Here is a 25,430-nt window from a genome sequence, read left to right as displayed (position 1 = left end):
CCGCGGGCTTGAGCGGGCCGTGTTGTATTTTTTACGGGGGTGTTGTGTAAAAAAATGAACAAGGCTAAGCTCGATTCAAACCCATAACAGCAATAATACCGGGGTGCTTCATGTCTCGCCTGCCGTTAATCGGCGTCACCACCTGCTCCAGGCAGATTGGTCTGCATGCTTATCACATCAGTGGCGATAAATATTCCCGGGCTGTCGCGACAGCCGCCAAGGGCCTGCCCGTGCTGCTCCCGTCCCTGGCGGATCTGCTCCCACCGTCCGATATTCTGGACGCTCTGGACGGCATTCTCTTTACCGGCTCTCCTTCCAATGTAGAACCTTTTCATTACCAGGGCCCGCCCAGTGCGCCAGGCACTGCTCATGATCCTGCACGGGACGCCACCACCTTGCCGCTGATCCGCGCCGCTGTCGAGGCGGGCATCCCGGTGCTGGGCATTTGCCGAGGTTTCCAGGAGATGAACGTAGCCTTTGGCGGCAGCCTGCATCAGAAAGTTCATGAAGTCGGAACGTTCATCGATCATCGTGAAGACGATACTCAAGCGGTGGATGTTCAATACGGCCCTGCCCACGCCGTGCATATCCAGTCTGGCGGCGTATTGGCAGGCCTGGGGCTGCCCCAGCTGATAGAGGTCAATTCGATCCACAGCCAAGGCATCGAGCGCCTGGCACCTGGGTTGCGGGCCGAAGCGGTGGCCCCCGATGGGCTGATCGAGGCTATTTCAGTGCCAGAAGGCAAGGCTTTTGCTTTAGGTGTGCAATGGCACCCCGAATGGGAGGTAAGCTCTAACCCGCGCTACCTTGCGATTTTCCAGGCATTTGGCGATGCCTGCCGAGCAAGGGCAACACAACGCGACGCCGATGCGTCAAACAACGCCTGACGACTAATAGCAGTCAGGAAACTCACGCCTAGAGGCATTTATGAGTAACAACCTCGACCAGCTCACCGATTGGTTGAAAGACCACAAGATCACAGAAGTCGAATGCATGATTGGCGACCTCACCGGTATCACCCGGGGCAAGATCTCGCCGACCAACAAGTTCATTGCCGAGAAAGGCATGCGCCTGCCCGAGAGCGTTCTGCTCCAGACCGTTACGGGCGACTATGTCGAAGACGACATCTATTACGAACTGCTCGACCCCGCCGACATCGACATGATCTGTCGCCCGGACGAGAACGCAGTCTTCCTTGTGCCCTGGGCCATCGAGCCCACTGCCCAGGTCATCCACGACGCCTACGACAAGCAGGGCAACCCCATCGAGCTGTCGCCGCGCAACGTGCTCAAGAAAGTACTCAAGCTCTACGCCGACAAGGGTTGGCAGCCGATCGTCGCGCCGGAAATGGAGTTCTACCTGACCAAGCGCAGCGACGACCCGGACTTTCCGCTGCAACCGCCCATTGGCCGCTCCGGGCGCCCGGAAACCGGCCGCCAGTCATTCTCGATCGAAGCGGCCAACGAATTCGACCCGCTGTTCGAAGACGTCTACGACTGGTGCGAACTGCAGGAACTGGACCTCGATACCCTGATCCACGAGGACGGCACGGCGCAGATGGAAATCAATTTCCGTCATGGCGATGCCCTGTCCCTGGCCGACCAGATCCTGGTGTTCAAGCGCACCATGCGCGAAGCGGCACTCAAGCACGACGTGGCTGCCACCTTCATGGCCAAGCCCATGACCGGCGAGCCGGGCAGTGCGATGCACCTGCACCAGAGCATCATCGACAAGGAAACCGGCAAGAACGTCTTCTCCAATGAAGACGGGACCATGAGCGATCTGTTCCTGCACCACATCGGTGGCCTGCAGAAATTCATCCCCGAGCTGTTGCCGCTGTTCGCCCCCAACGTCAACTCGTTCCGCCGCTTCCTGCCGGACACGTCGGCGCCGGTGAACGTGGAGTGGGGCGAAGAGAACCGCACCGTGGGCCTGCGTGTGCCGGATGCCGGGCCGCAGAACCGGCGGGTGGAAAACCGCTTGCCGGGCGCCGACGCCAACCCGTACCTGGCGATTGCCGCCAGCCTGCTGTGTGGCTTCATCGGCATGGTCGAAGGCATCAACCCGAGCGCGCCGGTGGTGGGCCGAGGCTACGAACGCCGCAACCTGCGTTTGCCGCTGACCATCGAAGACGCCCTGGAACGCATGGAAAACAGCACCACCATCGAGAAATACCTGGGCAAGAAATTCATCACAGGCTACGTCGCGGTCAAGCGGGCCGAGCATGAAAACTTCAAGCGCGTCATCAGTTCGTGGGAGCGGGAATTCCTGCTCTTCGCCGTCTGAAGCGCCGGGCGAGGCTGCTTCAGGCAGCTTCGCCCTCACCGATAAAAGGAGAATTGGCATGACCCGCAACAACCCGCAAACCCGTGAATGGCAGGCCCTGAGCAACGATCACCACCTGGCGCCGTTCAGTGACTTCAAGCAGCTCAAAGAGAAAGGCCCGCGCATCATCACCCACGCCAAGGGTGTCTACCTCTGGGACAGTGAAGGCAACAAGATCCTCGACGGCATGGCCGGCCTCTGGTGTGTGGCCGTCGGTTATGGCCGCGAGGAACTGGCCGATGCCGCCAGCCAACAGATGCGCGAGCTGCCGTACTACAACCTGTTCTTCCAGACCGCCCACCCGCCGGTGCTGGAATTGTCCAAAGCCATCGCCGACATCGCCCCTGAAGGCATGAACCACGTGTTCTTCACCGGTTCCGGCTCCGAGGGCAACGACACCATGCTGCGGATGGTCCGCCACTATTGGGCGATCAAGGGCCAGCCGAACAAGAAAGTCATCATCAGCCGCAAGAACGGTTATCACGGTTCGACCGTGGCCGGCGCGAGCCTGGGCGGCATGACCTATATGCACGAGCAGGGCGACCTGCCGATCCCGGGCATTGTCCACATCGCCCAACCTTACTGGTTCGGCGAAGGCGGCGACATGAGCCCCGAAGAGTTCGGCGTGTGGGCGGCCAACCAGTTGGAAGAAAAGATCCTGGAGCTCGGCGTGGACAACGTCGGTGCCTTCATCGCCGAGCCGATCCAGGGCGCTGGCGGCGTGATCGTGCCGCCGGACAGCTACTGGCCGCGCATGAAGGAAATCCTCGCCAAGTACGACATCCTGTTCGTGGCCGACGAAGTGATCTGTGGCTTCGGTCGTACCGGTGAGTGGTTCGGTACCGACTATTACGGGTTGAAACCGCACATGATGACCATCGCCAAGGGCCTGACCTCCGGCTACATCCCCATGGGCGGGCTGATCGTGCGTGACGACGTGGTCGCGGTGCTCAATGAAGGCGGCGACTTCAACCACGGGTTTACCTATTCCGGTCACCCGGTGGCCGCGGCAGTGGCCCTGGAAAACATCCGCATCCTGCGCGACGAAAAGATCATCGAGCGCGTCCATGCTGAAACGGCACCCTATTTGCAGAAGCGTTTGCGGGAACTGAACGATCATCCGCTGGTGGGTGAAGTGCGCGGTGTCGGTTTGCTGGGGGCGATCGAGCTGGTTCAGGACAAGGCCACGCGCAAGCGCTACGAAGGCAAGGGCGTGGGCATGATCTGCCGGCAGTTCTGCTTCGATAACGGGCTGATCATGCGCGCGGTGGGCGACACCATGATCATTGCGCCGCCGCTGGTGATCAGCAAGGCCGAGATTGATGAATTGGTGACCAAGGCGCGGCAGTGCCTGGACCTGACGCTCAGTGCGTTGCAAGGCTAAGTGCTAGGCTCTGAGCGAGGTGCCTGCAAGGGCCTCGCCCAGCGAGAATAAAAGGCTGGGCTTGTGTTGAAAGCCTGGCCTGTAACTTGCCAGACTACCGGCTGTTCAAGTTGCCCGCGAGCCGGCTACTGAACTGTGGCTAAGAAGAATAACTGGAGCATTTTTTCATGAAGGCATTAGGTATGAAGATAGCTGGCAAGACCCTCCTCGCCATGTCCCTGATGGGCGTGATGGCGGGCGCTGTTCAGGCGGACGACAAAGTGCTGCACGTCTATAACTGGTCCGACTACATTGCGCCGGATACCGTCGCCAAGTTCGAGAAAGAGTCGGGGATCAAGGTCGTCTACGACGTGTTCGACAGCAACGAAACCCTGGAAGCCAAGTTGCTGGCCGGCAAGTCCGGTTATGACATCGTGGTGCCGTCGAACAACTTCCTGGCCAAGCAGATCAAGGCCGGGGTCTACCAGAAACTCGACAAGTCCAAGTTGCCCAACTGGAAAAACCTGAACACCGACCTGCTCAAGGCCGTTTCGGTGAGCGACCCGGGCAACGAACATGCCTTCCCGTACATGTGGGGTTCGATCGGCATTGGTTTCAACGCCGAGAAGGTCAAGGCGGCCCTGGGTGCCGACGCGCCGACCAACTCGTGGGACCTGCTGTTCAAGCCGGAAAACGCGGCCAAGCTGAAATCCTGCGGCATCAGCTTCCTCGATTCGCCGACCGAGATGATCCCGGTGGCGCTGCACTACCTGGGCTACCCGACCGACAGCCAGGACAAGAAACAACTGGCTGAAGCCGAGGCGCTGTTCCTCAAGATCCGTCCTTCGATCGGCTACTTCCACTCCTCCAAGTACATCTCCGACCTGGCCAACGGCAACATCTGCGTAGCGGTCGGCTACTCGGGCGACATCTACCAGGCCAAGTCCCGTGCTGCCGAAGCCGGCGGCAAGGTTAAAGTCAGCTACAACATTCCGAAGGAAGGTGCTGGCAGCTTCTTCGACATGGTCGCCATCCCCAAGGATGCCGAGAACGTCGAGGGTGCCTACAAGTTCATGACCTTCCTGCAGAAGCCGGAAATCATGGCTGAAATCACCGACACCGTGAGCTTCCCGAACGGCAACGCGGCCTCCACGCCGCTGGTCAACAAGGAAATCACCAGCGACCCGGGCATCTACCCGCCGGCAGACGTGCAAGCCAAGCTTTACGCGATTGCCGACCTGCCCGCCGCGACCCAGCGGATCATGACCCGCAGCTGGACCAAGATCAAATCCGGTAAATAAGCCGGCCTGAAGCATCTTCCTGTTGTCGCTGCCATCGCGGCGGCGGCAACAGGAGCAATTAAATAACTAAAAGTTTTGCTGGATCGGTTTATCGAGGGTAAGTTGCGCGCCGGTTTTGTTGCAGGGCCTCTCTTGGCCAAGTAACGGGGGCAACTTGGGCCCAACTATTTAAGAGGACCTCCACGTGCCAGTCTTTTCTTTGTTACGTAACGCCTTGCTGGTCGGCGCCGGTCTGACGCTCGCCGTCAGCGTCCAGGCTGCCTCCACCGTGCATATTTATAATTGGTCGGACTACATCGGCGAGACCACCCTGGCGGATTTCGAAAAAGCCACTGGCATCAAGCCGGTGTATGACGTGTTCGATTCCAACGAAACCCTGGAAGGCAAGTTGCTGGCCGGGCGTACCGGTTACGACGTGGTGGTGCCGTCCAACCACTTCCTGGGCAAGCAGATCAAGGCCGGGGCGTTCCAGAAGCTCGACAAGGCGCAGTTGCCCAACTACGCCAACCTCGACCCTGCGCTGCTCAAGCGCCTGGAAAAGAACGACCCAGGCAACCAGTACGCCGTGCCTTACCTGTGGGGCACCAACGGCATCGGCTACAACGTCGAGAAGATCAAGGCAGTCCTGGGCGTCGAGAAGATCGATTCGTGGGCCATGCTGTTCGAGCCGGAAAACATCAAGAAGCTGTCCAGCTGCGGTGTTTCGTTCCTCGACTCGGGCGACGAGATGATCCCGGCGATGCTCAATTACCTGGGCCTGAACCCCAACAGCGAAGACCCTGAAGACTACAAGAAGGCCGAAGCCCAGCTCCTCAAGATCCGGCCTTACGTGACTTACTTCAACTCCTCCAAGTACATCTCCGATCTGGCCAACGGCGAGATCTGCGTGGCCGCCGGTTTCTCCGGCGACATCTTCCAGGCCCGCGCCCGTGCGAGTGAAGCCGGCAAGGGCGTCGAAATCGCCTACGTGATCCCCAAGGAAGGCGGCAATCTCTGGTTCGACATGCTGGCGATCCCGCGTGACGCCACCAACGTCAAGCAAGCGCATGCCTTCATCAACTATGTGCTCAAGCCTGAGGTCATCGCCCAGGTCAGCGATGTTGTCGGTTATGCCAACCCGAACCCGAAGGCTGGCGAACTGATGGACCAGAAAGTGCGCACCGATGAAGCGGTGTACCCACCGCAAGCGGTCGTCGACAAGCTCTACGTCAACTCCGAGTTGCCCCCCAAGATCCAACGACTCATGACCCGCAGCTGGACCAAGGTCAAGTCGGGTAAATAACGTCAACACTCTTAGGTTCGTCCGCGTGGGGCGAACTGCAAATTCTGTGGGAGTTTCGTAAATGGCAGTTGCCTCCGGCGCCTATAAGAAAGCCCTCGAGGGCGACCAGACACCCAAGCAGGTGTTGGTCAAAATCGACCGGGTCACGAAGAAGTTCGACGAGACGATTGCCGTGGACGATGTGTCCCTGGAAATCAAGAAAGGCGAGATCTTCGCCTTGCTCGGCGGTTCGGGATCGGGCAAATCCACCTTGCTGCGCATGCTGGCCGGTTTCGAGCGGCCCACCGAAGGGCGGATTTACCTCGACGGTGTGGACATCACCGACATGCCGCCCTACGAGCGGCCGATCAACATGATGTTCCAGTCCTACGCCTTGTTCCCCCACATGACCGTGGCGCAGAACATCGCCTTCGGCTTGCAGCAGGACAAGATCCCGAAAGCCGAGGTCGATGCCCGCGTGGCTGAAATGCTCAAGCTGGTGCAGATGAGCCAGTACGCCAAGCGCAAGCCACACCAGCTCTCCGGCGGCCAGCGCCAGCGCGTGGCCCTGGCCCGTTCCCTGGCCAAGCGGCCGAAGCTGTTGTTGCTCGACGAGCCGATGGGGGCCCTGGACAAGAAGCTGCGCTCGCAAATGCAACTTGAGCTGGTGGAGATCATCGAGCGGGTTGGCGTGACTTGCGTCATGGTGACCCACGATCAGGAAGAGGCCATGACCATGGCCGAGCGCATCGCGATCATGCACCTGGGCTGGATCGCCCAGATCGGCAGCCCGATCGACATCTACGAAACCCCGACCAGCCGGCTGGTCTGCGAGTTCATCGGCAACGTCAACATCTTCGAGACTGAAGTGGTGGACGACGCCGAAGGCCACGCGGTGCTGACCTGCAAGGACCTGGACCGCAACATCTACGTGGGCCACGGCATCAGCACCTCGGTGCAGGACAAGTCGGTGACCTACGCCATCCGCCCGGAAAAACTGCTGGTCACCGCCGAACAACCGACCTGCGAGAACAACTGGTCCAGCGGCAAGGTCCATGACATCGCGTACCTGGGTGGCCACTCGGTGTTCTACGTCGAGTTGCCGAGCGGCAAGCTGGTGCAGTCCTTCGTCGCCAACGCCGAACGCCGCGGCCAGCGTCCGACTTGGGGCGACCAGGTATTCGTCTGGTGGGAAGACGACAGCGGCGTGGTGCTTCGCTCATGAACCTGCGCAAACTCAAACGCCGACTCGATCGAATAACGCCCGGTGGCCGCCAACTGGTCATCGGGGTGCCCTTCATCTGGCTGTTCCTGTTCTTCATGTTGCCGTTCTTCATTGTCCTGAAGATCAGCTTCGCCGAAGCCGACGTGGCCATCCCGCCGTACACCGAGATCTACAGCTACGTCGACCAGAAGCTGCAGGTGCTGCTCAACCTCGCCAACTACGCGATGCTGAGCGAGGACGAGCTGTACATTGCCGCCTACCTTGGCTCGCTGAAGATGGCGCTGATCAGCACCGTCTTGTGCCTGCTGATCGGTTATCCGATGGCCTATGGCATCGCCAATGCCCGCAAAGAGATGCAGACAGTGCTGGTGCTGCTGATCATGATGCCGACCTGGACCGCGATCCTGATCCGCGTCTACGCGTGGATGGGCATCCTCAGCAACAACGGTTTGCTCAACGGTTTTTTGCTGAGCATGGGTTGGATCAGCGAACCGCTGCAAATCCTCAACACCAACCTGGCGGTCTATATCGGGGTCGTCTACTCCTATCTGCCGTTCATGATCCTGCCGTTGTACGCCAACCTGGTGAAGCATGACCCCAGCCTGTTGGAAGCCGCGTCGGACCTGGGTTCGAGCACCTTCAACAGCTTCTGGAAAATCACCGTGCCGCTGTCCAAGAACGGCATCGTCGCCGGTTGCATGCTGGTGTTCATCCCCGTGGTGGGTGAGTTCGTGATCCCGGAACTGCTGGGCGGCCCCGAAACCCTGATGATCGGCAAAGTGCTGTGGCAGGAATTCTTCAACAACCGTGACTGGCCGGTGGCATCCGCCCTGGCGGTGGTGATGCTGGCGATCCTGATCGTGCCCATCATCCTGTTCAACCGCAGTCAGGCCAAAGAAATGGAGGGCAAGGAATGAAGCGCTTCAGTTTTTCAAGCCTGATGCTGGTGCTGGGTTTGCTGTTCATCTACGCACCGATGCTGATTCTGGTGATCTACTCGTTCAACGCCTCGAAGCTGGTGACGGTGTGGGGCGGTTGGTCGATCAAGTGGTACGTCGGCCTGCTGGACAACAGCCAGCTGATGGGTTCGGTGTTGCGCTCGCTGGAAATCGCCTGCTACACGGCGATTGCCGCGGTGGCCCTGGGTACGCTGGCGGCTTTCGTGCTGACTCGCATCACCCACTTCAAGGGCCGCACGCTGTTCGGCGGCCTGGTCACCGCGCCGTTGGTGATGCCGGAAGTCATCACTGGCCTGTCGCTGTTGCTGCTGTTCGTGGCCATGGCCCAGATGATTGGCTGGCCTCAGGAGCGTGGCATCGTCACGATCTGGATCGCCCACACCACGTTCTGCGCGGCCTATGTGGCGGTGGTGGTCTCGGCGCGCTTGCGTGAGCTGGACCTGTCCATCGAAGAAGCGGCGATGGACCTCGGTGCGCGGCCTTGGAAGGTGTTCTTTTTGATCACCATCCCGATGATCGCACCGTCACTGGCGGCGGGGGAATGATGTCGTTCGCGCTGTCCCTGGATGACCTGGTACTGGCGAGCTTCGTCTCCGGCCCTGGCTCGACGACCTTGCCGATGGAAGTGTTCTCGGCGGTACGCCTGGGGGTAAAACCGGAAATCAACGCCGTGGCGAGCCTGATCCTGCTGGCGGTGTCGCTGGTGACTTTCCTGGTCTGGTACTTCAGCCGCCGCGCCGAAGAAAGCCGTAAGCGGGCGATCCAGCAAGCGATCGAAGAAAGCGCCGCCGACTCCTGGAAACAACCGGAAGTACGCAGGGCAGAGACCGCATCGGTCTAAACCTGTGGGAGCGGGCTTGCTCGCGAAAGCGGTGTGGCAGTCAATGAAAGTGTTGAATGTCAGGCCGCCATCGCGAGCAAGCTTGGCTCCCACAGGGTTTTTGGGTTGCCTATAAATCCGCGGCCAAACGCAGATCCAATGTGGGAGCGGGCTTGCTCGCGAAAGCGGTGTGGCAGTCAATGAAAGTGTTGAATGTCAGGCCGCCATCGCGAGCAAGCTCGGCTCCCACAGGTTTTTGGGTTGCCTATAAATCCGCGGCCAAACGCAGATCCAATGTGGGAGCGGGCTTGCTCGCGAAAGCGGTGTGGTAGTCGATGAAGAGGTTGAATGTCAGGCCGCCATCGCGAGCAAGCTCGGCTCCCACAGGGTTTTTGGGTTGCCTGTAAATCCGCGCCGAATGCAAATCCCATTGTGGGAGCGAGCTTGCTCGCGAAAGCGGTGTGGCAGTCAATGAAAGTGTTGAATGTCAGGCCGCCATCGCGAGCAAGCTCGGCTCCCACAGGTTTTTGGGTTGCCTATAAATCCGCGGCCAAACGCAGATCCAATGTGGGAGCGGGCTTGCTCGCGAAAGCGGTGTGGCAGTCAATGAAAGTGTTGAATGTCAGGCCGCCATCGCGAGCAAGCTCGGCTCCCACAGGTTTTTGGGTTGCCTATAAATCCGCGCCGAATGCAAATCCCATTGTGGGAGCGGGCTTGCTCGCGAAAGCGGTGTGGCAGTCAATGAAAATGTTGAATGCCAGGCCGCCATCGCGAGCAAGCTCGGCTCCCACAGGTTTTTGGGTTGCCTATAAATCCGCGGCCAAACGCAGATCCAATGTGGGAGCGGGCTTGCTCGCGAAAGCGGTGTGGCAGTCAATGAAAGTGTTGAATGTCAGGCCGCCATCGCGAGCAAGCTTGGCTCCCACAGGGTTTTTGGGTTGCCTATAAATCCGCGGCCAAACGCAGATCCAATGTGGGAGCGGGCTTGCTCGCGAAAGCGGTGTGGCAGTCAATGAAAGTGTTGAATGTCAGGCCGCCATCGCGAGCAAGCTCGGCTCCCACAGGTTTTTGGGTTGCCTATAAATCCGCGGCCAAACGCAGATCCAATGTGGGAGCGGGCTTGCTCGCGAAAGCGGTGTGGTAGTCGATGAAGAGGTTGAATGTCAGGCCGCCATCGCGAGCAAGCTCGGCTCCCACAGGTTTTTGGGTTGCCTATAAATCCGCGGCCAAACGCAGATCCAATGTGGGAGCGAGCTCGCTCGCGATAGCGGTGGGCAGGTATTGGCCCTTCACTTCTTCAACGCGTCATGGGCCTCCAGCGCGCGCAGGGAGTAGATGTAGGCCGCGCCCGCGTTCAGGGACACCGCGGTGGCGAGGGTGGCGGCGATTTCTTCGCGGGTGGCGCCGGCCTTGATGGCGGCGTCGGTGTGTACGCCGATGCAACCGTCACAGCGCGTGGTGATGGCGACGGCGATGGAGATCAGCTCACGGGTCTTGGCGTCGAGCACGTCGTTTTCAGCCGCGGCTTCGTCCAGGGCCATGTAGGCCTTGACCATCTTCGGATTGCTTTTGCCCAGGGCGCCAAAGGCGCTCTTGATGGTAGGCAGCAGCTCGGACCAGTTATTGAACATAGCGTTGACTCCTAGTGGGAAAGGCGGGATTGCGCCCTTGTAGTCTTGACCATCAATGACGATCAAGCCCGGGTGGCGATGAAAAAGACTTGCGCGCCCGCTTCAGGGCGCCCGTGCCGGCAACAGTTTCAAGGTGCCATGGGTATTGGCCGTCACTTCTTCCTCGGCCAGGTGCGCCTGGTGATATAGCCCTTCTATGTACGCCTCGGCCTGGTCCTCGTAATGCTTGTCGAACGGCACGCCGCTCTGGCCGACGGGGTTGATGGTGACGCTGTGGGTCGGGTCGGCGAAGTCGATGATGCGCCGCGTCGAAGGCCCGTAGGTCACCGGCCAGGGCGCCGGACCGATTTTGGCGGAGAGGTTGTTGGGCACCTCGTGGGTACCCGGTGCGGCGAACGGGCCGACGTTGAAGATCCGGTCCAGCGGCTTTTGCAGGCCCAGCGGGTGGCCGTGGGTCAGGGTGTGGGCCTTGCCCCATTGCCATTGCGTGGCATCGTCGCCGAAGGTGACCTTCAGGTGCGCCAGGCTCTTGTCCCAGGCCTTTTTCACGGTATCGGCACGGGTCTCCGTGCCAAGGGTTGTGCGGTCATCCCACCACGGTGAATCCTTTGAAGCCGCCATGCGTGGAAGGGCTGCGTCGATCACCCGGGTCGACAGCGCGGTTTCGAAGAGGCCATCGCCCAGTTCATCGTGCAGGGCCGCGTCGGCCAGATTGAACAGGAACTGGTTGAACAGCGTGGCACTGGTGGAGTCCAGGGGGTAATCGCCCGGCCATTGAGCCAGTTGTTCCACCCATTTTTGTTCCTGTGGGTCGCTGACCACTTCACGCAGCACCGGCAGCAAAGGCGCGAGCAGGCGAGGGCCGTAGGCGGTGGTGGTGCCCAGTTGCAGTTTCTGGGTGGTTTCGATGTCCCACTTCGCCTGCTTGTCGCTGAGTTGGTGGTTGAGTTGCTGGCCGCGGTCGGCGAGGTTGTAGTAACCCGGGATCTCGATGCCGCTGGCCGGCACCGGCTGGAAATTGGCCGAGACGATGTAGCCCCGCGCCGGGTTCTCTTCCTGCGGGTTGCTGGTGAACGGATAGAAGCCTTCCTTTTCCGCCTCCGGGCTGCTGCCATCGAGAATAAAGCCGGGCTTCACGCCGGCCGGCCGCTTGGGTAATTGCGCGGCGGCCCACCAGCCGATGTCCCCCTTGGCGTTGGCCCACACTACGTTCAGCCCCGGTGCGTGGATCTTGGCCGAAGCGCCACGGGCCTTGGCGAGGGTGTCGGCGCGGTTGAGCTGGTAAAAAGCCTCGAGGATCGGGTTGCGGCTTTCCAGGAATCCCCACCACATGGCGACCGGGGTCTTGCCGGCATTCGCGCCGAGGGCGTCGTTGACGATCGGACCGTGGGGCGACTGGCGCAGCACCAGCGTCACTGGCGCCTGGCCCTTGACCGCGATCTGCTGTTCGCTGCGGGTCATGTCCACCCATTTGTCGCGATACCAGACCTGTTCGGGATTGTCCGGGTTGACCTTCTCGGCGATCAGGTCCAGGTCGTCGTTCTGGAACATGGTGATGCTCCAGCCAAAATCGCGGTTCATGCCCAGCGTCGCGAAGGGCAGCAGCGCCTGGTACTGCCCGTAGAGTTCGAACCCCGGGGCCGACAAGTGCGCCTCGTACCACACCGAAGGTGTGGAAAAACGGATGTGCGGGTCACCCGCCAGCAACGGCTTGCCGCTGTGGGTGCGGCTGCCGGAAACCGCCCAGGCATTGCTGCCCTCGAACTGCGGCAGGCCGTTATCAGCCAGGGCCTGCTCGCTCAGGCGGGCCAGGGCATTGAGGTCTTTCCAGTCGGCGGCCGCCAGCGGCAGGCCGCCCTTGCGACCTTCGGCCAGCACGCCCTGAGGCTGCCAGTCGAGGTCGAAAATGTTCAGGTAGTTGGCACCCAGGACATCGCGCACGTAGGTCAGCAGGGGTTCGGTGCGAAAGGCCGCGGCGAAGCTGTAGGCCATGTAGCCGGTAATGCTCACGGTGTCTTCGGCGGTGAAGGGGCGCTTGGGAATGCCTAGCACATCGAATTCCACGGGCCGGGTGTGGCTGTCCTGATAGGCGTTGATGCCGTCCAGGTAGGCTTGCATGGCGATCCAGGCCGGGGATTGTGGGTCCTGCTCGGTCACATAGGCCGCGGCACGCTCGCGGATCCGCAGGCTGCGCATCAGCTTGTCGGTGTCGAGCAGTTTCGGCCCCAGCACCTCGGCCAGCTCACCACGGGCGAGGCGGCGCATGATCTCCATCTGGAATAGCCGATCCTGGGCATGGACATAACCGAGGGCGCGGTACAGGTCGGTTTCGTTCTCGGCACGGATATGCGGCACACCGCGTTCGTCGTAGCGCACCGTCACCGAGCCATGCAGCCCTTGCAGCTGCACCGTGCCCTGGCGGGTGGGCTGCTTGCTGTAGAGGTAGCCGCCCGCGACGATGATCGCGGTGACGATCAATGACAGGAAGGCGATGAGGGTGCGTTTCATGGTGATTCCTTATTCTGGTGACAGCGGCTCCATGGTCCCGCTGTTGATTCCCTGTTTAGCATATGGCTGCTTCCCGGTGCATCGTCCGTCGGAGGGATTTTCTCCAAGTCGCTTCGCGGGCGGGAGTATAGGCGGTGGACGATCTCGGGCAGTGGCTGGGCTTTGGAGGCCGGCGCCTTGAATCGGAAGGCTATCGTCGATCGGCACGGCAATCACGTTGGCCGTCGTCGAAGCGCAAAGGGATATGAGTCGGCGTGTGTCGCGAGGGCCGGCCACAGGAGGTTCCTGCGACCGGCGTAGGAGGGCGTTTCAACCGGTGATCGTCAAGCCATCGAACGATGGCCCGGCGGTTTCATCAGCTTGGCCGGGTAGTGGGTGCAGGTTCGTTGGACGGTCCGCCCTGGGGCCGCGCTTCGCCTCGCTCTGCCAGTTGAATGTCATCGCCAGAGGCTTTTTTGGGCCTCGGTGCCAGGCTCTGGGCCCATTCGGTACCCAGGTTAAGCCCCGCGATAGCGGTTTGCGGAACGACCTGGGTAAGGCCGCGGGTCACGTGGTAGGTATTTTCGAGGTCGCGCCGCCAGCCTTCCGGCTGGGTGTGGGGCAGGCCGTCTCGGTTTGGACTTGTCACGTTCTGCAGCGGTACGTTTGCTCGTTTGGTCAGGTCGTCTTTGCCGCTCAGCGCCTTGTTTTCGAGCGGTGCCGCCACACTGTTGGCAAAGAACGGAAGCAGCGTCAGGCCGGAGGAGAAGAAGGTTGTGACAATTTGCTCCATTTTTTCCCGCACTTCCGGGTTTTCACCCACCGCGGCTGCGTCCCCCACGGCTGTACGCATGGCGACACCTTCGCCTACGCCAACGATCCGGTTGGCGTAGTCGCTGACGTTGGTCATGCTGATCGGGTTGAGCTTTCCTGTCGCTTCGGAAAACGCCTTGGGTAACAGTTCGCTCCAGTTGCGGTTTTCCTTTGTCACCCGGTAGGTGGGAATCTCCTCGTCACCGTGGGTTTGCGCATATTTCGCCACTGCCTGGCCGCCCGCCATGAAGGTGCCGCCCACTGCGGAGGCCGTCGTGCGGGCGACGATGCCGCCGGCGTTTACCGAAGTGAATTGATCAATGGTATCGCGCACAGCATGGGCGGCACCGAAGGCGAGGTAGCCGGTGAAGTCACCACTCATGGTGCCAAAGTTGTTCGCGTTCTGTTTGAGCTTGAAGTCGTTGCGCTTTTGCTCCTGTGTGAGGTTGAGGGCATCGCGTCCAGCGTTCTCGACCCGACGTCCGTCCTGCGTGACGACTTGCAAGGCCTTGGGATAGACCGACATCGGATCGACTTTTTCCAGGCCGGCGCCGATGGTCTTGTCGACGACGACCTGGACGAATGGGCGGATGCCGTCGCTGATCACCTTGTGAGCGGCGCCAAGGACAGTCGAGGTCGCCGCGACATGCTTGCCGTAGGAGGCGTCCGCCATTTTTTCATCAATCGACGCAGTGATTGCGCCAAAGTGGCCCGCAGACGCCACTCCCTGCGGGATCCCAGCCCCGGCGAACACCGCCAGGCCGGTTACAAAGCCGCTCTTGGTCTTGAGGTCGGCGACATAGTCCTGGCGTGCGACGTTCTTCAGCGCGGTATCCAGCACCTCGTTTTTCTTCGTCGCCGTTGCCAGTTCGCTTGGCGTGTTCGGCTTGTCGTCATCGGTCTTGAGCAACTCGCCAAGCTCCCCCTGGACTTCGCGCAACTGGCCCAGTTGATCTTTCGCCTGGTCTCGTTCGGGTTGGGAAAGGCTCTCGTTGGTCGCTGCACTTTGCGCGTGCTCGATTCGGCTTTCCATGAAGGTGTTCAAGCGCGTGGGCATGTCTTGCGTCATGGCTTGCATGACACCTTTGGCATAACCGCGGAAGGCTTCATGGCTATTTTGCAGCAGTTGGCGATCGTTCCCTTCCGGGTTTTATCGATGACTTCCTGGCACAACGAATGATAGGCACCAAGGGTATTACCCATGCGCTCGCAGTGTTTGTCCCAGACGGCTTTGAAACCGCCGTCCTCTTTCCTGTCATCCTCGTTCTTGCCCAGGTACTCGTTGAAGTCCTTGACGAATGCTTCGGTTTCTTCGTGGCCCGACAGCATCGGGTGCGGCGTGCCGCCGAGTTCGGCGAGATGCTTCTGTACATCTTGATAACTTGTGCCTGGCGCGTAGCCCAATACTTTGCCCTCCAGGCTCATATGCTCACGTGCATAGCCGATGGGGTCGCTCTCAGGGTTTTTCTTGCCGAGGCTGTTGACCAGTCCTGTCAGGCGCTGCTGCCTGGTCCTGAGTGTTTGCTGGGTCTTGTCGGACGCCTGTCCTTCGAAGTGATAAGGCACCAGGGGATTCGTGGAGGGCCGAACCTGCCCCGAGAGGCTGGTTCCCACCGGCGTGATCCGATCGTCCTGCTGGTGCAACGCCGCCGAGCTGGTGCTTCGTCCTACTGATAAATCTGGCATGTCGTGCTCTCCTAGATTGACAGGGCACTGTTGAGCCCGGTGCTACGGGGGGTGGGTTTGTGCTGGGCGGTCTTGGCGGTGTCGTTTGGGTTGGCGCCGTCGAAGAAGTAGCCATCGCGCCAAATCAGCGCCATGTCGGCGGCACCGCCCATCAGCCCGAGCAGGCGCTCGGCCGTGAGGGTTTCCAGGGGGACGTGGCCGATCAGGATCACCTGTTCGCTGTCGCGGTTGTAGGACAGGGAAGGGCAGAACGCGCCGCTCAGCAGGTACAGGTTGGTTTCCAGCAGCCGTTGCAGGACCGCTTCCCGATTCGCCACCGGCAATGGCCCGAAGCTGCAGTAGATAAAGACGTCTCCCTCACCCACGCCAGGGGTGTGCTTCAGGGAAAAGTCCACATCCTTGACCGACAGGTTCGCCTGCTCGTAGAACGCTGACGGGGTAGGAATCATTGTGAGTTCGCAGAGCTGATCGATCAGCTTGCAATAGGTGGGTGACGCCATGAGTGACCTCGCATTGTCATCCAGGCGCCGACGAGCGCCTGCTGCCCATGGTGAGTGACACCTGCGGCATTTCGGTTCCAACTGCACGCCGCTGCCGTCCGATGGCGATGATCGAGGTGATCGGCGTGGAACCGCTGTCCGGTGATCTGCCACCCAATGGCGCCACCTCATTCAAGGTTGACCGCCCATGCCCCGATCACTTGCACCTTTGCCGGCCCTTCGATTCGTCCCTAAAGGGTTGTCCATGCTGGCCATGGGGACCTTGCTGTATGGCTGCCAGCACCTCGAACCGCAGTTGACCATCGGCGATCCGTTCGCCAACGAGCCTTACCGCTCGCAACTGCGCTGGCTTGAACCGGCGCCTACGGACACGATCATCCAGATCAGCGAGTCATCCCCGCAAAACGGTGGCGGCAGCCTGTGGACGCGCATGCGCCAGGGTTTTTCCTTGCAGGCCAAGACCCAGGGTGTGGCGCGCATCGATGAGCAGCGCCGCTGGCTGATGGATCGCCCGGCTTTTCTCACCCAGACCGGGCGCGCCGGCAGCCGTTACTTGCACTTCATCGTGGGTGAACTGAACAAGCGCAACATGCCGCTGGAACTGGCGCTGTTGCCAGCCATCGAGAGCGGGTTCAATCCGAACGCCCAATCGCCTGCCCAGGCCCTGGGCCTCTGGCAATTCATTCCCGCCACGGGGCGCCGTTATCAATTGCAGCAGCGGGGGACTATGACGAGCGCCGGGACATTCCGTCATCGACGCGGGCCGCCCTGGATTATTTGTCCTACCTGCACGATTACTTCGACGGCGACTGGCTGCTGGCGCTGGCCGCCTACAACGCCGGGGAGGGGCGCGTACGCGACGCGATCACGCGCAATCGCGCCCGCGGCCTGGCGACCAACTATTGGAACCTGTCGTTGCCCGGCGAGACCCAGAACTATGTGCCGCGGCTGCTGGCGCTGTCGCAGTTGGTGAATACGCCCGCCGACTATGGCGTGAGCCTGGCGCCCATCGCCGACCAGCCGTATTTCCAGATGGTCGCCTTGGCGCAGCCCGTGGACCTGGCGCACCTGGCACAGTTGTCCGGTGTTCATGAGCGAGAGTTGCGCATGCTCAACCCTGCCGTGCGTGGCCGGGCCAGGGGACGCTTGCTGATGCCCCTGGATGCGTCGCACAGGTTGCTGGCCCAGCCGGACATGATCGCCAAGGCCGCGCTGCCCCGCGTGGCCGGTAGCGAAGAACAAGTGGTTGCCTCACCCGATACCGATACGGCCGAGCCGCAAGTGGCGGAGGTGGTAGTGCCGCCAGGGGTGTGAGCCGGTTGCTTCCAGAAGCGGAACGCGGAGCGTCCCTGGCGGCATTCCCACGCGGAGCGTGAGGAACGATCTTCCACAACTCCCCACAACCTGATCTTTCGCTTAAATGAATAGCATTGAGCTGATCATCCAGGGCCTACAGGCAGCCCATCGCGACATTGGCCAGGCCGCGTGCGCGTGGGTCCATCAAGACGTAGGAGCCAATGGTGTTGCAGGCGAAGCCGAATGCCACGCCGCGTTCAGGGTCGGCAAACCCGATGGTGCCACCGGCGCCCATGTGGCCGAACGCCTCGTTGCCCATGCCATAACTGCCGTTCGCCACGTCTGGCTGGTTGAGCATGATGCCCAGGCCGAAACGCGTTCGGGTCTGGATGGTCGGGTCGTATTCGGCGCTGTGCTCGCGCAACATTTCGTTGAGCAGCGGTGACTCCAGCAGTTGCCCATCGAGCAGGCCGGTGTAGAACGCCGCCAGGCTGCGAGCATTGCCGTGCCCGTTGGCCGCCGGTTGGGTCATGCGTTTCCAGCCCGCCTCGTTACTGCGCCCCAGCACCATGGGTGGGTTGGCGAAGGCCAGTGTGCTCATGGCGGTCGGCTCGTTGAGCACGTCCGTCAGCACCCGGCCAAACGCTTCGTCGTCGATCTCGTCTTTGGTCCGTGCCATGTAGGCGCAGCGTGCGATGGTCGCGTCGTCCAGGCCGAGGTGGAAGTCCAGCCCGAGCGGCATCGCCACTCGCTGGTGAATGCTTTGCGCCGGCGTCAGGCCATCCACCCGGCGAAGCAGTTCACCGAGGATCCAGCCGAACAGCAAGGGTGAATAGGTTTGCTGTTCTCCGGCTGCGGCCCAGGGAGTTTCCTCGGCGATCAGGTCGGTCATGGTGTGCCAGTCGTAGAGGGTTTCCGGTGCCAGGGGCGTGCGCAGCGCCGGCAGCCCGGCGCGGTGGCAAAGCACCTGGCGCACAGTGATGGATGCTTTGCCGGCGTTGGCGAATTCGGGCCAGTACTGGCAGACCGGCGTGTCCAGGTCCAGGCGTCCTTCGCCGACCAGTTGCATGATCGCCACCGCCGTGAAGGGCTTGGTGCAGGAAAACAGATTGAGCAGCGTGTCGCGCTGCCAATGGCTGTCCGGCTCCGGCCCGGCAATGCCGGCCCACAGGTCGATAACGATTTCGCCGTCAATCTGGATGCAAAGGGCGGCGCCGCGTTCGAAGGGGCTTTGCATCAGCTGGATAAACGCCGCTTTGACCGGTTCGAAACGGGTGTCGCATTGGCCATGGATAGCAAGTGCACGCGTCATGTCAGCTCCACATACGGGTTGGTGTTTCCTTTGAGTGACCGTGGCCGTGCAAACGGTTCACCGACAGGTAGACCCCATGTGGGAGCGAGCTTGCTCGCGATAGCGGTGCGTCAGCCAACATTGAAGTGACTGATACACCGCCATCGCGAGCAAGCTCGCTTCCACAGGGATCTTTTTTGGCGAGCCCTGCCACTCAGGAGCAATGATTGATGCCCCTGGAGAGTGTTCATGGCTTACGAACGTACCCTTGATTTGAATAGCGACGCGTTTCGCGGCGAGGCTTACCGGCATTATGCGGCGCTGCGCCAAGCGTCCCCGGTGTTCTTCAGCCAGGCCGAAGGGCAGCTACCGATGTGGTACGTCACCGGCGCTCGGGAAGTCGAGGAGGTGCTGCTGGACAACGAGCGCTTCGCCCGTGACCCGTCGCGGATCGATGCGCAGTTCGCTGCGATGCTCGGCGGTGAGCAATCCATCGCATTTCTTAACGACCACATGCTCAACCGCGATGGCGACAGTCATCGCCGCTTGCGTCGCCTGGTCAACAAGGCGTTCACCTTGAAGGCGGTGAACGCCCTGCGGCCGCGTATCGAACAGATCGCCGAGACCTTGCTGGAGCCCGTGCGGTCGAGCGGGCAAATGGACGTGGTGGGCCAATATGCATTCCCCTTATCGATCACCGTCATCGCTGAGCTGCTCGGCGTCCCCGCACAAGATCGTGACGATTTCCGCCGTTGGTCCCACATGATCGTCCAGCAGGTGGGGCACGACCTGAGCGAGTTGCAGCGTTGCTACAACGAATTCGCGGGCTACATGCTCGCGCTGATCGACCGGCGTCGAGCACAGCCGGGCGATGACCTGGTTTCGGCGCTGGCGCAGGTCGAGGAAGAGGGCAGCATGCTCAGCCAAAGTGAGCTGTGCAGCATGATCGCGCTGCTGATCATCGCCGGGCACGAAACGTCGGCATCGATGATCGCCAATGCGGTGCACATGCTCGTGCAGCATCCGAAGGCGCTGGCGCGATTGCGTGACGAGCCGGCGTTGATGCCTGGCGCGGTCGAGGAGTTTCTGCGCTATGACTCCTCGGTGGAGCGGGCCATGGTCCGCTTCGTTACCCGGGACACCGAACTGGCGGGACAACGTTTGCTGCGCGGGCAACTGCTGATCGCGGTGGTGGGTTCGGCCAATCGTGACGAAGCGCTGTGTGCAAATCCTGACACGCTCGACATCACTCGCCCGGCCTGCCCGCACATGTCGTTCGGTAAAGGCACGCACTATTGCCTGGGCGCCTCGTTGGCCCGGCAGGAATTGGAAATTGCATTGAACACACTTCTTCGGTGCTGCCCTGGGCTGCAATTGGCGGTCGATCCCGGCGCCGTACGCTGGCGCTATGTGCCCAACTTCAGGGGGCCGGAGGCGTTGCCGGTGTGTTGGTCGGTGGGCTGAGGTGTTCATGAAAAAGGGGCTGCTGCGCAGCCCGGCGGGAGCAAGCTCCCTCGTCACGGGTTTATCGATTGAACAGCGGGGGCTGTGAGGGCTGTGCAAAAAATGGCATCGGCTCGAATGAGCGCAGGCCCATGCCGAAAAAAGAGGCGGCTCGCCCGACTGTCCAGCCGGACGAGCCGTGGATTTACACCAGGCTGGTCTCCTTGTTTTGCGCTGGCGCTGAAAGGGTGGTGGATGCCGTGTCGCCTGGCGTCAGGTGCAGTCCATAGAGCACGACGTCCGCACGGTTATCAGCGAACCGGGCAATCCCTGGAAAGCGTCCCCATTGGGTCGCGCCAAGCCCTTGTACGCCGCGTTTGCTGGCCTCATTGTGCTCGATGATCCAGGCCACCAGCGTCTCGAAACCATACTGCCTGGCCAACACCACCGCAGCTTGGCCAAGGCGGATGCCGACGCCGCTGCCAATGTGGTCGCCGCGTACGTAGATCGACACTTCACCGGTCAATCGGCAGGCCTGGGCGCCCCAACAGAAGCGGTTGACGATCAACCAGGCAACGACTTCGCCAGCGCGTTCGAGCACGTAGATCGGATCACCCTCTTTGACGAAGCAGTCGACGAAAAACGTCATTTCCTTCAGGGAAAACGCTCTGAGCACGGGGGAGCTGGTACCTCCCAGAGCGCTTTCGTTGAAGATATCTGTCATCACCGGCAAGTCGTCGGGGGTGTAGCGGCGCACGCCACGTGGCAGGTCGGGCCGGCTGTTCAAGCGATTATTGGTCATGGCCGGGCTTCTCCATAGACGCTTCGTTTGAGTTGTTCACGCGCACGAAACAACCTTGAGCGTACGGTGCCAATGGGGACGCCCAGACGTTCGGCGGCATCGCGGTAGCTGCTCTCGGTATCGACGGCGGTCCACAGAGTATCGCGCATGTCCTTGGACAGCGCGTCCATGGCTAACAGCGTACGGTCCAACAGCCGACGGTTGTCGCACAGTTCACTCAGGTCAATGTCGTCACTGGACTCGTGGAACTCGCTTTCGTCGAAAGTAGTCAGCGGCGGCTGCGCGTAGAAGCGGCGGAAATGGTTGCGGATCAGGTTGAGGGCGATGCCGCACAACCAGGTGTCCTGCTTTGCCAGCCCTTTGAACTTCTGCTGGTTGCGCCAGGCTTCCAGGTACGTGAGCTGGATGATGTCATCGGCGTCGTCTTGATTGAGTACACGTTTTTGCACAAACAGACGCAGCTTGCGTTCCTCGCCGAAGCAGATGCCTGGCGCACCGGTGGGTGCCGGGGAGGTTTGCGGTGGGGCCATGAGATTCAGGCTGTTCATCAATAAATCCCTCTGGGTAGGTTCCATAGCGTCGATCCACATGTCGACGTTCCTCCCATCAGCAGGACCTGTGCCAAGCCCGTTTAACGAGTTATCCAATTGATAAACAAGCATTTTTATCTAGTGCTTTTGCTCTATTTGTGCAAGGTCATGCACAGGCGTCCCAAGTCCCACTGCATGAAATTGCACCGAGCAAACGCTCGGGAAGAGGCCTGTGGCCAACCCACTGGAATCGGCCAGAAAAGGTCATCACCGTGATGGAACTGAATGCTGAATCGCCGCCACCCACTGAGCGTCCGAAACCACGCTCACGGCCATCATGAAAGTAGAAGCCCCGACAAATGCGCATATTGCCGCCAACCTTGCCCAGGCCGTTTCGGCCGTCGTGGGCATAGGCACGCCTGTCGAGTCGTTCCAGGCCGTGCAGTCCAATTCGATGGAGGAGGTCGGCATGACCTTCAGCCATCACGTGGAGCGCAATACCAAGGCGCTGAGCCAGCGGCGCATCCGCAATGCTCGTAGCGAAGTGGGTCAGACGCGGGTCGAGACGCGTGAGCAATTGGAGGAGTGGTACGACCAACTTGGCCACCCAGGCAAGCAGAGCCTGGGGGCAATGGCCGCCCAGGCTGGTTTGTTGCTGCGTGGCGAGCCAGTGCTTGAAGAGGTGGTGCAGTCCACCGGTGGTGACCCGGCCCGTACCGACCTGATCCTGCAGCAAGCGTTGCGCGAGGCCGAAGTGCAAGGTCGTCTCGTCGAGGCCAAGCGTGCTCGCGACTACCTGCAGCTGTTGCGCGAGCGTTATGGCGCGCAGATCCAGGCGGGCATGAACATCGCCGAGGCCTTGCGCGCTGCGGGGGGCGATCCTGAACTGCGCCAGGCGGTACGGCGACTCTATTACGACACCGTGGTGCTCAAGCAGTCGTTGCCCACCATGATGCAGGCGTTGCTTGGTCTGTTCGGCGAGGCGGCATTCGTGCCGGGGCTGGACATGATGCGCCGGGCACTGGCTGACGACATCGCTGCGCACACACCATCACGTCCTACCGCCTTGTTGCGCACGCTGTTGATCGGCCTGGCCGCCTCGACGCAACTGGGCAGTGTCCTGCACAGCTGCCGCCGTTTGCTCGAGCAACTGGCCTACAGTTGCCCGGCCAGCCAGCTCACGGCCGTGCTGTTGCTCCAGCGCATGCTGGGGTTTGTCAGCAGTGGCCTGTCGGCGGCGGAAGTACGGCGTATCGGGCGTGAATTGGGTGGAGAAGAGGAGCGGGACCAACTGGTCTCCCTGAACGGCCTGTACCCCTTGCTCAAGCGTTTGCCGCTGCCCCTCTGGCGCGATAGCAAAAGCCGACAGACAGCGCTGAAGAACCTGCTGGTGCTGCTCGATGAGCGCTCCCGTGGCGAGCCCCGATGCCAGACCGCTGCCCCGGTGATTGGAGCGCGCTCATGATCGCCCTGTTGAACAAAGTCGCCAACGAAGCGGTGCGGCGCATCGAGGTGGTCGGGGCGTTCGTGGTGCTCGGCATCGTGTTCATGCTGATCCTGCCCTTGCCGACCCCGGTGGTCGATGCGCTGATCGCGATCAACATCTGTATCTCCTGCCTGCTGATCGTGATCTCGCTGTACCTGCCGCGGCCGTTGGCATTTTCCTCGTTTCCCGCGGTGCTGCTGCTGACCACGCTGTTCCGGTTGGCATTGTCGGTGGCGACCACCCGATTGATCCTGCTCCAGGGCGACGCCGGTCATATCGTCCAGGCGTTCGGCAATTTTGTGGTGGGAGGCAACCTGGCGGTCGGGTTGGTCATCTTCCTCATTCTGACGGTGGTCAACTTCCTGGTGATCACCAAAGGCTCGGAGCGGGTCGCCGAAGTGGCGGCGCGATTCACGCTGGATGCGCTGCCGGGCAAGCAGATGTCCATCGACAGCGACCTGCGCGCCAACCTGATCGATGTCACTGAAGCTCGGCGGCGCCGCGAGGAGCTGAACAAGGAAAGCCAGCTGTTCGGTGCGATGGACGGGGCGATGAAATTCGTCAAGGGCGACGCCATCGCAGGCTTGGTGATCGTGGTGATCAACCTCATAGGCGGCTTTACGGTCGGCATGATGCAGCACGACATGGGCGCGTCCGAATCGATGCACTTGTATGCCGTGTTGACCATTGGTGACGGTCTGATCGCGCAGATTCCGGCACTGCTGATTTCCCTTACTGCGGGCATGATCATCACCCGGGTGTCGCCGGAAGGGCAGCCAGCGGGTAGCAGCGTCGGCAAGGAAATCGCCCAGCAATTGACCGCCGAACCCAAGGCCTGGGTGATCGCTTCGGTGGGGATGCTCGGTTTTGCGGCCTTGCCCGGCATGCCCACGCTGGTGTTCATCGTCATCGCCTTGATCACCGGCACCGCCGGCATCGTTCAGCTGTACTCGCGCGCACGGCAGGTACGCCAGGGCAAACAACCAGCGGAGGTCGTGGCTCCCGCACACAATGGTGCTGAAGACCTGCGCAGCTTCGACCCGACCCGCGCCTTTCTTTTGCAGTTTTCCAAAGCCATGGAAGGCAATGCGGCCGCCGAGGAAGTCATCCAGGCGATCCGCAAGAAGCGTAACGCGCTGGTGGCCGGCTTTGGCCTGACCTTGCCGCCCTTTGAGATCGAATACAGCGTGCTGCTGGAAGACGACGAGTTCCGCTTCTGTGTGCATGAGGTGCCGATGTTGCGGGCAACCTTCGGTGAGCGTATTGCCGTGGCGCGCGGGCCGCTGCCGTTCGAACCGCGCGACGGGCTGGTCGGCAACGAGGTGCGTGACGAGCAGCAGTGGCTATGGCTGACGCCTGACGATCCGCTGCTGGCGGACGAACGCGTGGAGGCGGTGCCGGCTGCCGAGTTGCTGGTGGAGCGGATGAGCCGCGCCATGTTCGCCACGGGCCCGCAATTCTTGGGGCTTCAGGAAAGCAAGTCGATTCTCAGTTGGCTCGAAGCAGGTCAGCCAGAGCTGGTGCAGGAGCTGCAGCGGACCATGCCACTGGCGCGGTTTGCCGCCGTGCTCCAGCGCCTGGCCGGCGAAGGCGTCCCGCTGCGTGCAGTGCGCCTGATCGCCGAGTCGTTGATCGAGCATGGGCAGCATGAGCGTGACGTCGGTGCGCTGACCGACTACGCGCGCATCGCCCTGAAGTCGCAGATCTATCACCAGTACCGCGACGAAAACGGCCTGCACGTGTGGTTGTTGACGCCGGAAACCGAAGGCCTGCTGCGCGACGCGTTGCGCCAGACCCAGACGGAAACCTTCTTTGCCCTGGAAAGCCTGCATACCCGCGCCCTGGTGATGCAGTTGCGCGAAGGTTTCCCGTTGCGCGCCAAGCGCGTGGCCGTGCTGTTGGTGGCGCAAGACTTGCGGGCGCCGCTGCGCGATCTGTTGCGCGACGAGTTCAATCACGTGCCTGTACTCGCCTTCAGCGAGCTGCACAGCAACGCCCAGGTCACCGTGCTGGGGCGCTTTGACCTCGAGCAGGAAAAACTACGGATGGAGGATGCCGCGTGAGGGGCTTGTCTTGGCACGCCAGCAGCGGTGTCCCCACGTAACGATGCAAATCCAGGTGCGTTCGATGGCCTGGCTGTGACAGAGGACGGGGGCCGCCGGTGCCCCGTCGTATAACCGGACCGTGGGCGAGCATCTGTCGCCCCTTGAG

General features: G+C 61.3%; 20 protein-coding genes and 1 pseudogene. 12 read left to right on the top strand and 9 right to left on the bottom strand.

From position 1 onward, the window contains the following. Positions 1-110: 110 nt before the first annotated feature. The 8 genes and pseudogenes from KI235_RS28920 to KI235_RS28885 all read left to right on the top strand — a co-directional run bounded on the left by KI235_RS28920 (position 111) and on the right by KI235_RS28885 (position 9,275). Positions 111-887, top strand: a complete 777-nt coding sequence (locus KI235_RS28920) for a gamma-glutamyl-gamma-aminobutyrate hydrolase family protein (protein WP_003206641.1) — start codon at positions 111-113, stop codon at positions 885-887. 40 nt (positions 888-927) lie between these two features. Continuing rightward, entirely contained in the window at positions 928-2,286 is a 1,359-nt protein-coding gene (locus KI235_RS28915) for a glutamine synthetase family protein (protein WP_003206640.1), read from the top strand. A gap of 58 nt (positions 2,287-2,344) precedes the next feature. Then, entirely contained in the window at positions 2,345-3,709 is a 1,365-nt protein-coding gene (locus tag KI235_RS28910; protein WP_013694499.1) for an aspartate aminotransferase family protein, read from the top strand. A 182-nt stretch (positions 3,710-3,891) separates the two neighbouring features. Continuing rightward, positions 3,892-4,989: a polyamine ABC transporter substrate-binding protein gene (locus KI235_RS28905; protein ID WP_013694498.1), complete on the top strand. Its 1,098-nt coding sequence runs from the start codon at positions 3,892-3,894 to the stop codon at positions 4,987-4,989. Positions 4,990-5,173: 184 nt separating this feature from the next. Then, positions 5,174-6,271, top strand: coding sequence for a polyamine ABC transporter substrate-binding protein (locus tag KI235_RS28900; protein ID WP_003206636.1), 1,098 nt, complete (start codon positions 5,174-5,176; stop codon positions 6,269-6,271). Between the two features lie 61 nt (positions 6,272-6,332). Then, positions 6,333-7,475 carry a polyamine ABC transporter ATP-binding protein gene (gene potA, locus KI235_RS28895; protein ID WP_003206635.1) on the top strand — a complete coding sequence of 381 codons (1,143 nt, stop codon included), beginning with the start codon at positions 6,333-6,335 and terminating at the stop codon, positions 7,473-7,475. Next, a complete protein-coding gene (locus KI235_RS28890) occupies positions 7,472-8,392 on the top strand; it encodes an ABC transporter permease subunit (RefSeq protein WP_003206634.1) in 921 nt (306 codons plus the stop codon). Before potA ends, KI235_RS28890 begins: the two co-directional genes overlap by 4 nt. Next, a pseudogene (locus KI235_RS28885) lies at positions 8,389-9,275 on the top strand (ABC transporter permease subunit). Before KI235_RS28890 ends, KI235_RS28885 begins: the two are co-directional and overlap by 4 nt. 1,268 nt (positions 9,276-10,543) lie before the next feature. Here KI235_RS28885 and KI235_RS28880 read toward each other — a convergent pair. From KI235_RS28880 to KI235_RS28860, 6 genes are all read right to left on the bottom strand, one after another. Further along, a complete protein-coding gene (locus KI235_RS28880; RefSeq protein WP_003206631.1) occupies positions 10,544-10,885 on the bottom strand; it encodes a carboxymuconolactone decarboxylase family protein in 342 nt (113 codons plus the stop codon). Positions 10,886-10,987: 102 nt separating this feature from the next. After that, entirely contained in the window at positions 10,988-13,393 is a 2,406-nt protein-coding gene (locus KI235_RS28875) for a penicillin acylase family protein (protein WP_053163583.1), read from the bottom strand. A 355-nt stretch (positions 13,394-13,748) separates the two neighbouring features. After that, a complete protein-coding gene (locus KI235_RS28870) occupies positions 13,749-15,254 on the bottom strand; it encodes a type III effector (protein WP_244864271.1) in 1,506 nt (501 codons plus the stop codon). After that, a complete protein-coding gene (locus tag KI235_RS30560) occupies positions 15,251-15,871 on the bottom strand; it encodes a hypothetical protein (RefSeq protein WP_244864270.1) in 621 nt (206 codons plus the stop codon). The genes KI235_RS28870 and KI235_RS30560 overlap by 4 nt, the downstream gene beginning before the upstream one ends. Before the next feature lie 11 nt (positions 15,872-15,882). Further along, a complete protein-coding gene (locus KI235_RS28865) occupies positions 15,883-16,371 on the bottom strand; it encodes a CesT family type III secretion system chaperone (protein ID WP_003206625.1) in 489 nt (162 codons plus the stop codon). A gap of 391 nt (positions 16,372-16,762) precedes the next feature. Beyond that, on the bottom strand, positions 16,763-17,050 hold the full coding sequence (locus KI235_RS28860; RefSeq protein ID WP_212795396.1) for a hypothetical protein: 288 nt from the start codon (positions 17,048-17,050) through the stop codon (positions 16,763-16,765). On the opposite strand from KI235_RS28860, the gene KI235_RS28855 reads away from it, so the two are divergent. After that, the gene (locus tag KI235_RS28855; protein WP_212795889.1) at positions 17,020-17,685 is read left to right on the top strand and encodes a transglycosylase SLT domain-containing protein; all 666 of its coding nucleotides are present in this window, start codon (positions 17,020-17,022) and stop codon (positions 17,683-17,685) included. The genes KI235_RS28860 and KI235_RS28855 overlap by 31 nt on opposite strands. 136 nt (positions 17,686-17,821) lie before the next feature. Here the strand turns inward: KI235_RS28855 and KI235_RS28850 are convergent, their stop codons facing one another. Then, the gene (locus tag KI235_RS28850) at positions 17,822-18,979 is read right to left on the bottom strand and encodes a serine hydrolase domain-containing protein (protein WP_212795395.1); all 1,158 of its coding nucleotides are present in this window, start codon (positions 18,977-18,979) and stop codon (positions 17,822-17,824) included. A gap of 228 nt (positions 18,980-19,207) precedes the next feature. Here KI235_RS28850 and KI235_RS28845 point away from each other — a divergent pair, with 228 nt between their 5' ends. Then, positions 19,208-20,422, top strand: coding sequence for a cytochrome P450 (locus tag KI235_RS28845; RefSeq protein ID WP_003206620.1), 1,215 nt, complete (start codon positions 19,208-19,210; stop codon positions 20,420-20,422). 184 nt (positions 20,423-20,606) lie between these two features. Here KI235_RS28845 and KI235_RS28840 read toward each other — a convergent pair whose 3' ends face one another. Both KI235_RS28840 and KI235_RS28835 read right to left on the bottom strand, forming a co-directional pair. Then, positions 20,607-21,203, bottom strand: coding sequence for a GNAT family N-acetyltransferase (locus KI235_RS28840; RefSeq protein ID WP_003206619.1), 597 nt, complete (start codon positions 21,201-21,203; stop codon positions 20,607-20,609). Continuing rightward, positions 21,200-21,751 carry an RNA polymerase sigma factor gene (locus KI235_RS28835; RefSeq protein ID WP_003206618.1) on the bottom strand — a complete coding sequence of 184 codons (552 nt, stop codon included), beginning with the start codon at positions 21,749-21,751 and terminating at the stop codon, positions 21,200-21,202. The genes KI235_RS28840 and KI235_RS28835 overlap by 4 nt, the downstream gene beginning before the upstream one ends. A 319-nt stretch (positions 21,752-22,070) precedes the next feature. Between KI235_RS28835 and KI235_RS28830 the strand changes: the two genes are divergently transcribed. Continuing rightward, positions 22,071-23,198: a TyeA family type III secretion system gatekeeper subunit gene (locus KI235_RS28830; RefSeq protein ID WP_003206617.1), complete on the top strand. Its 1,128-nt coding sequence runs from the start codon at positions 22,071-22,073 to the stop codon at positions 23,196-23,198. After that, the gene (gene sctV, locus KI235_RS28825) at positions 23,195-25,282 is read left to right on the top strand and encodes a type III secretion system export apparatus subunit SctV (protein ID WP_003206615.1); all 2,088 of its coding nucleotides are present in this window, start codon (positions 23,195-23,197) and stop codon (positions 25,280-25,282) included. Before KI235_RS28830 ends, sctV begins: the two co-directional genes overlap by 4 nt. Positions 25,283-25,430 lie beyond the last annotated feature (148 nt).

Source organism: Pseudomonas sp. St386, from assembly GCF_018325865.1.
Taxonomy (GTDB): domain Bacteria; phylum Pseudomonadota; class Gammaproteobacteria; order Pseudomonadales; family Pseudomonadaceae; genus Aquipseudomonas; species Aquipseudomonas brassicacearum.
The sequence above is the reverse complement of the archived record's forward strand: the minus strand, read 5'-3'. Positions and strand labels throughout refer to the sequence as shown.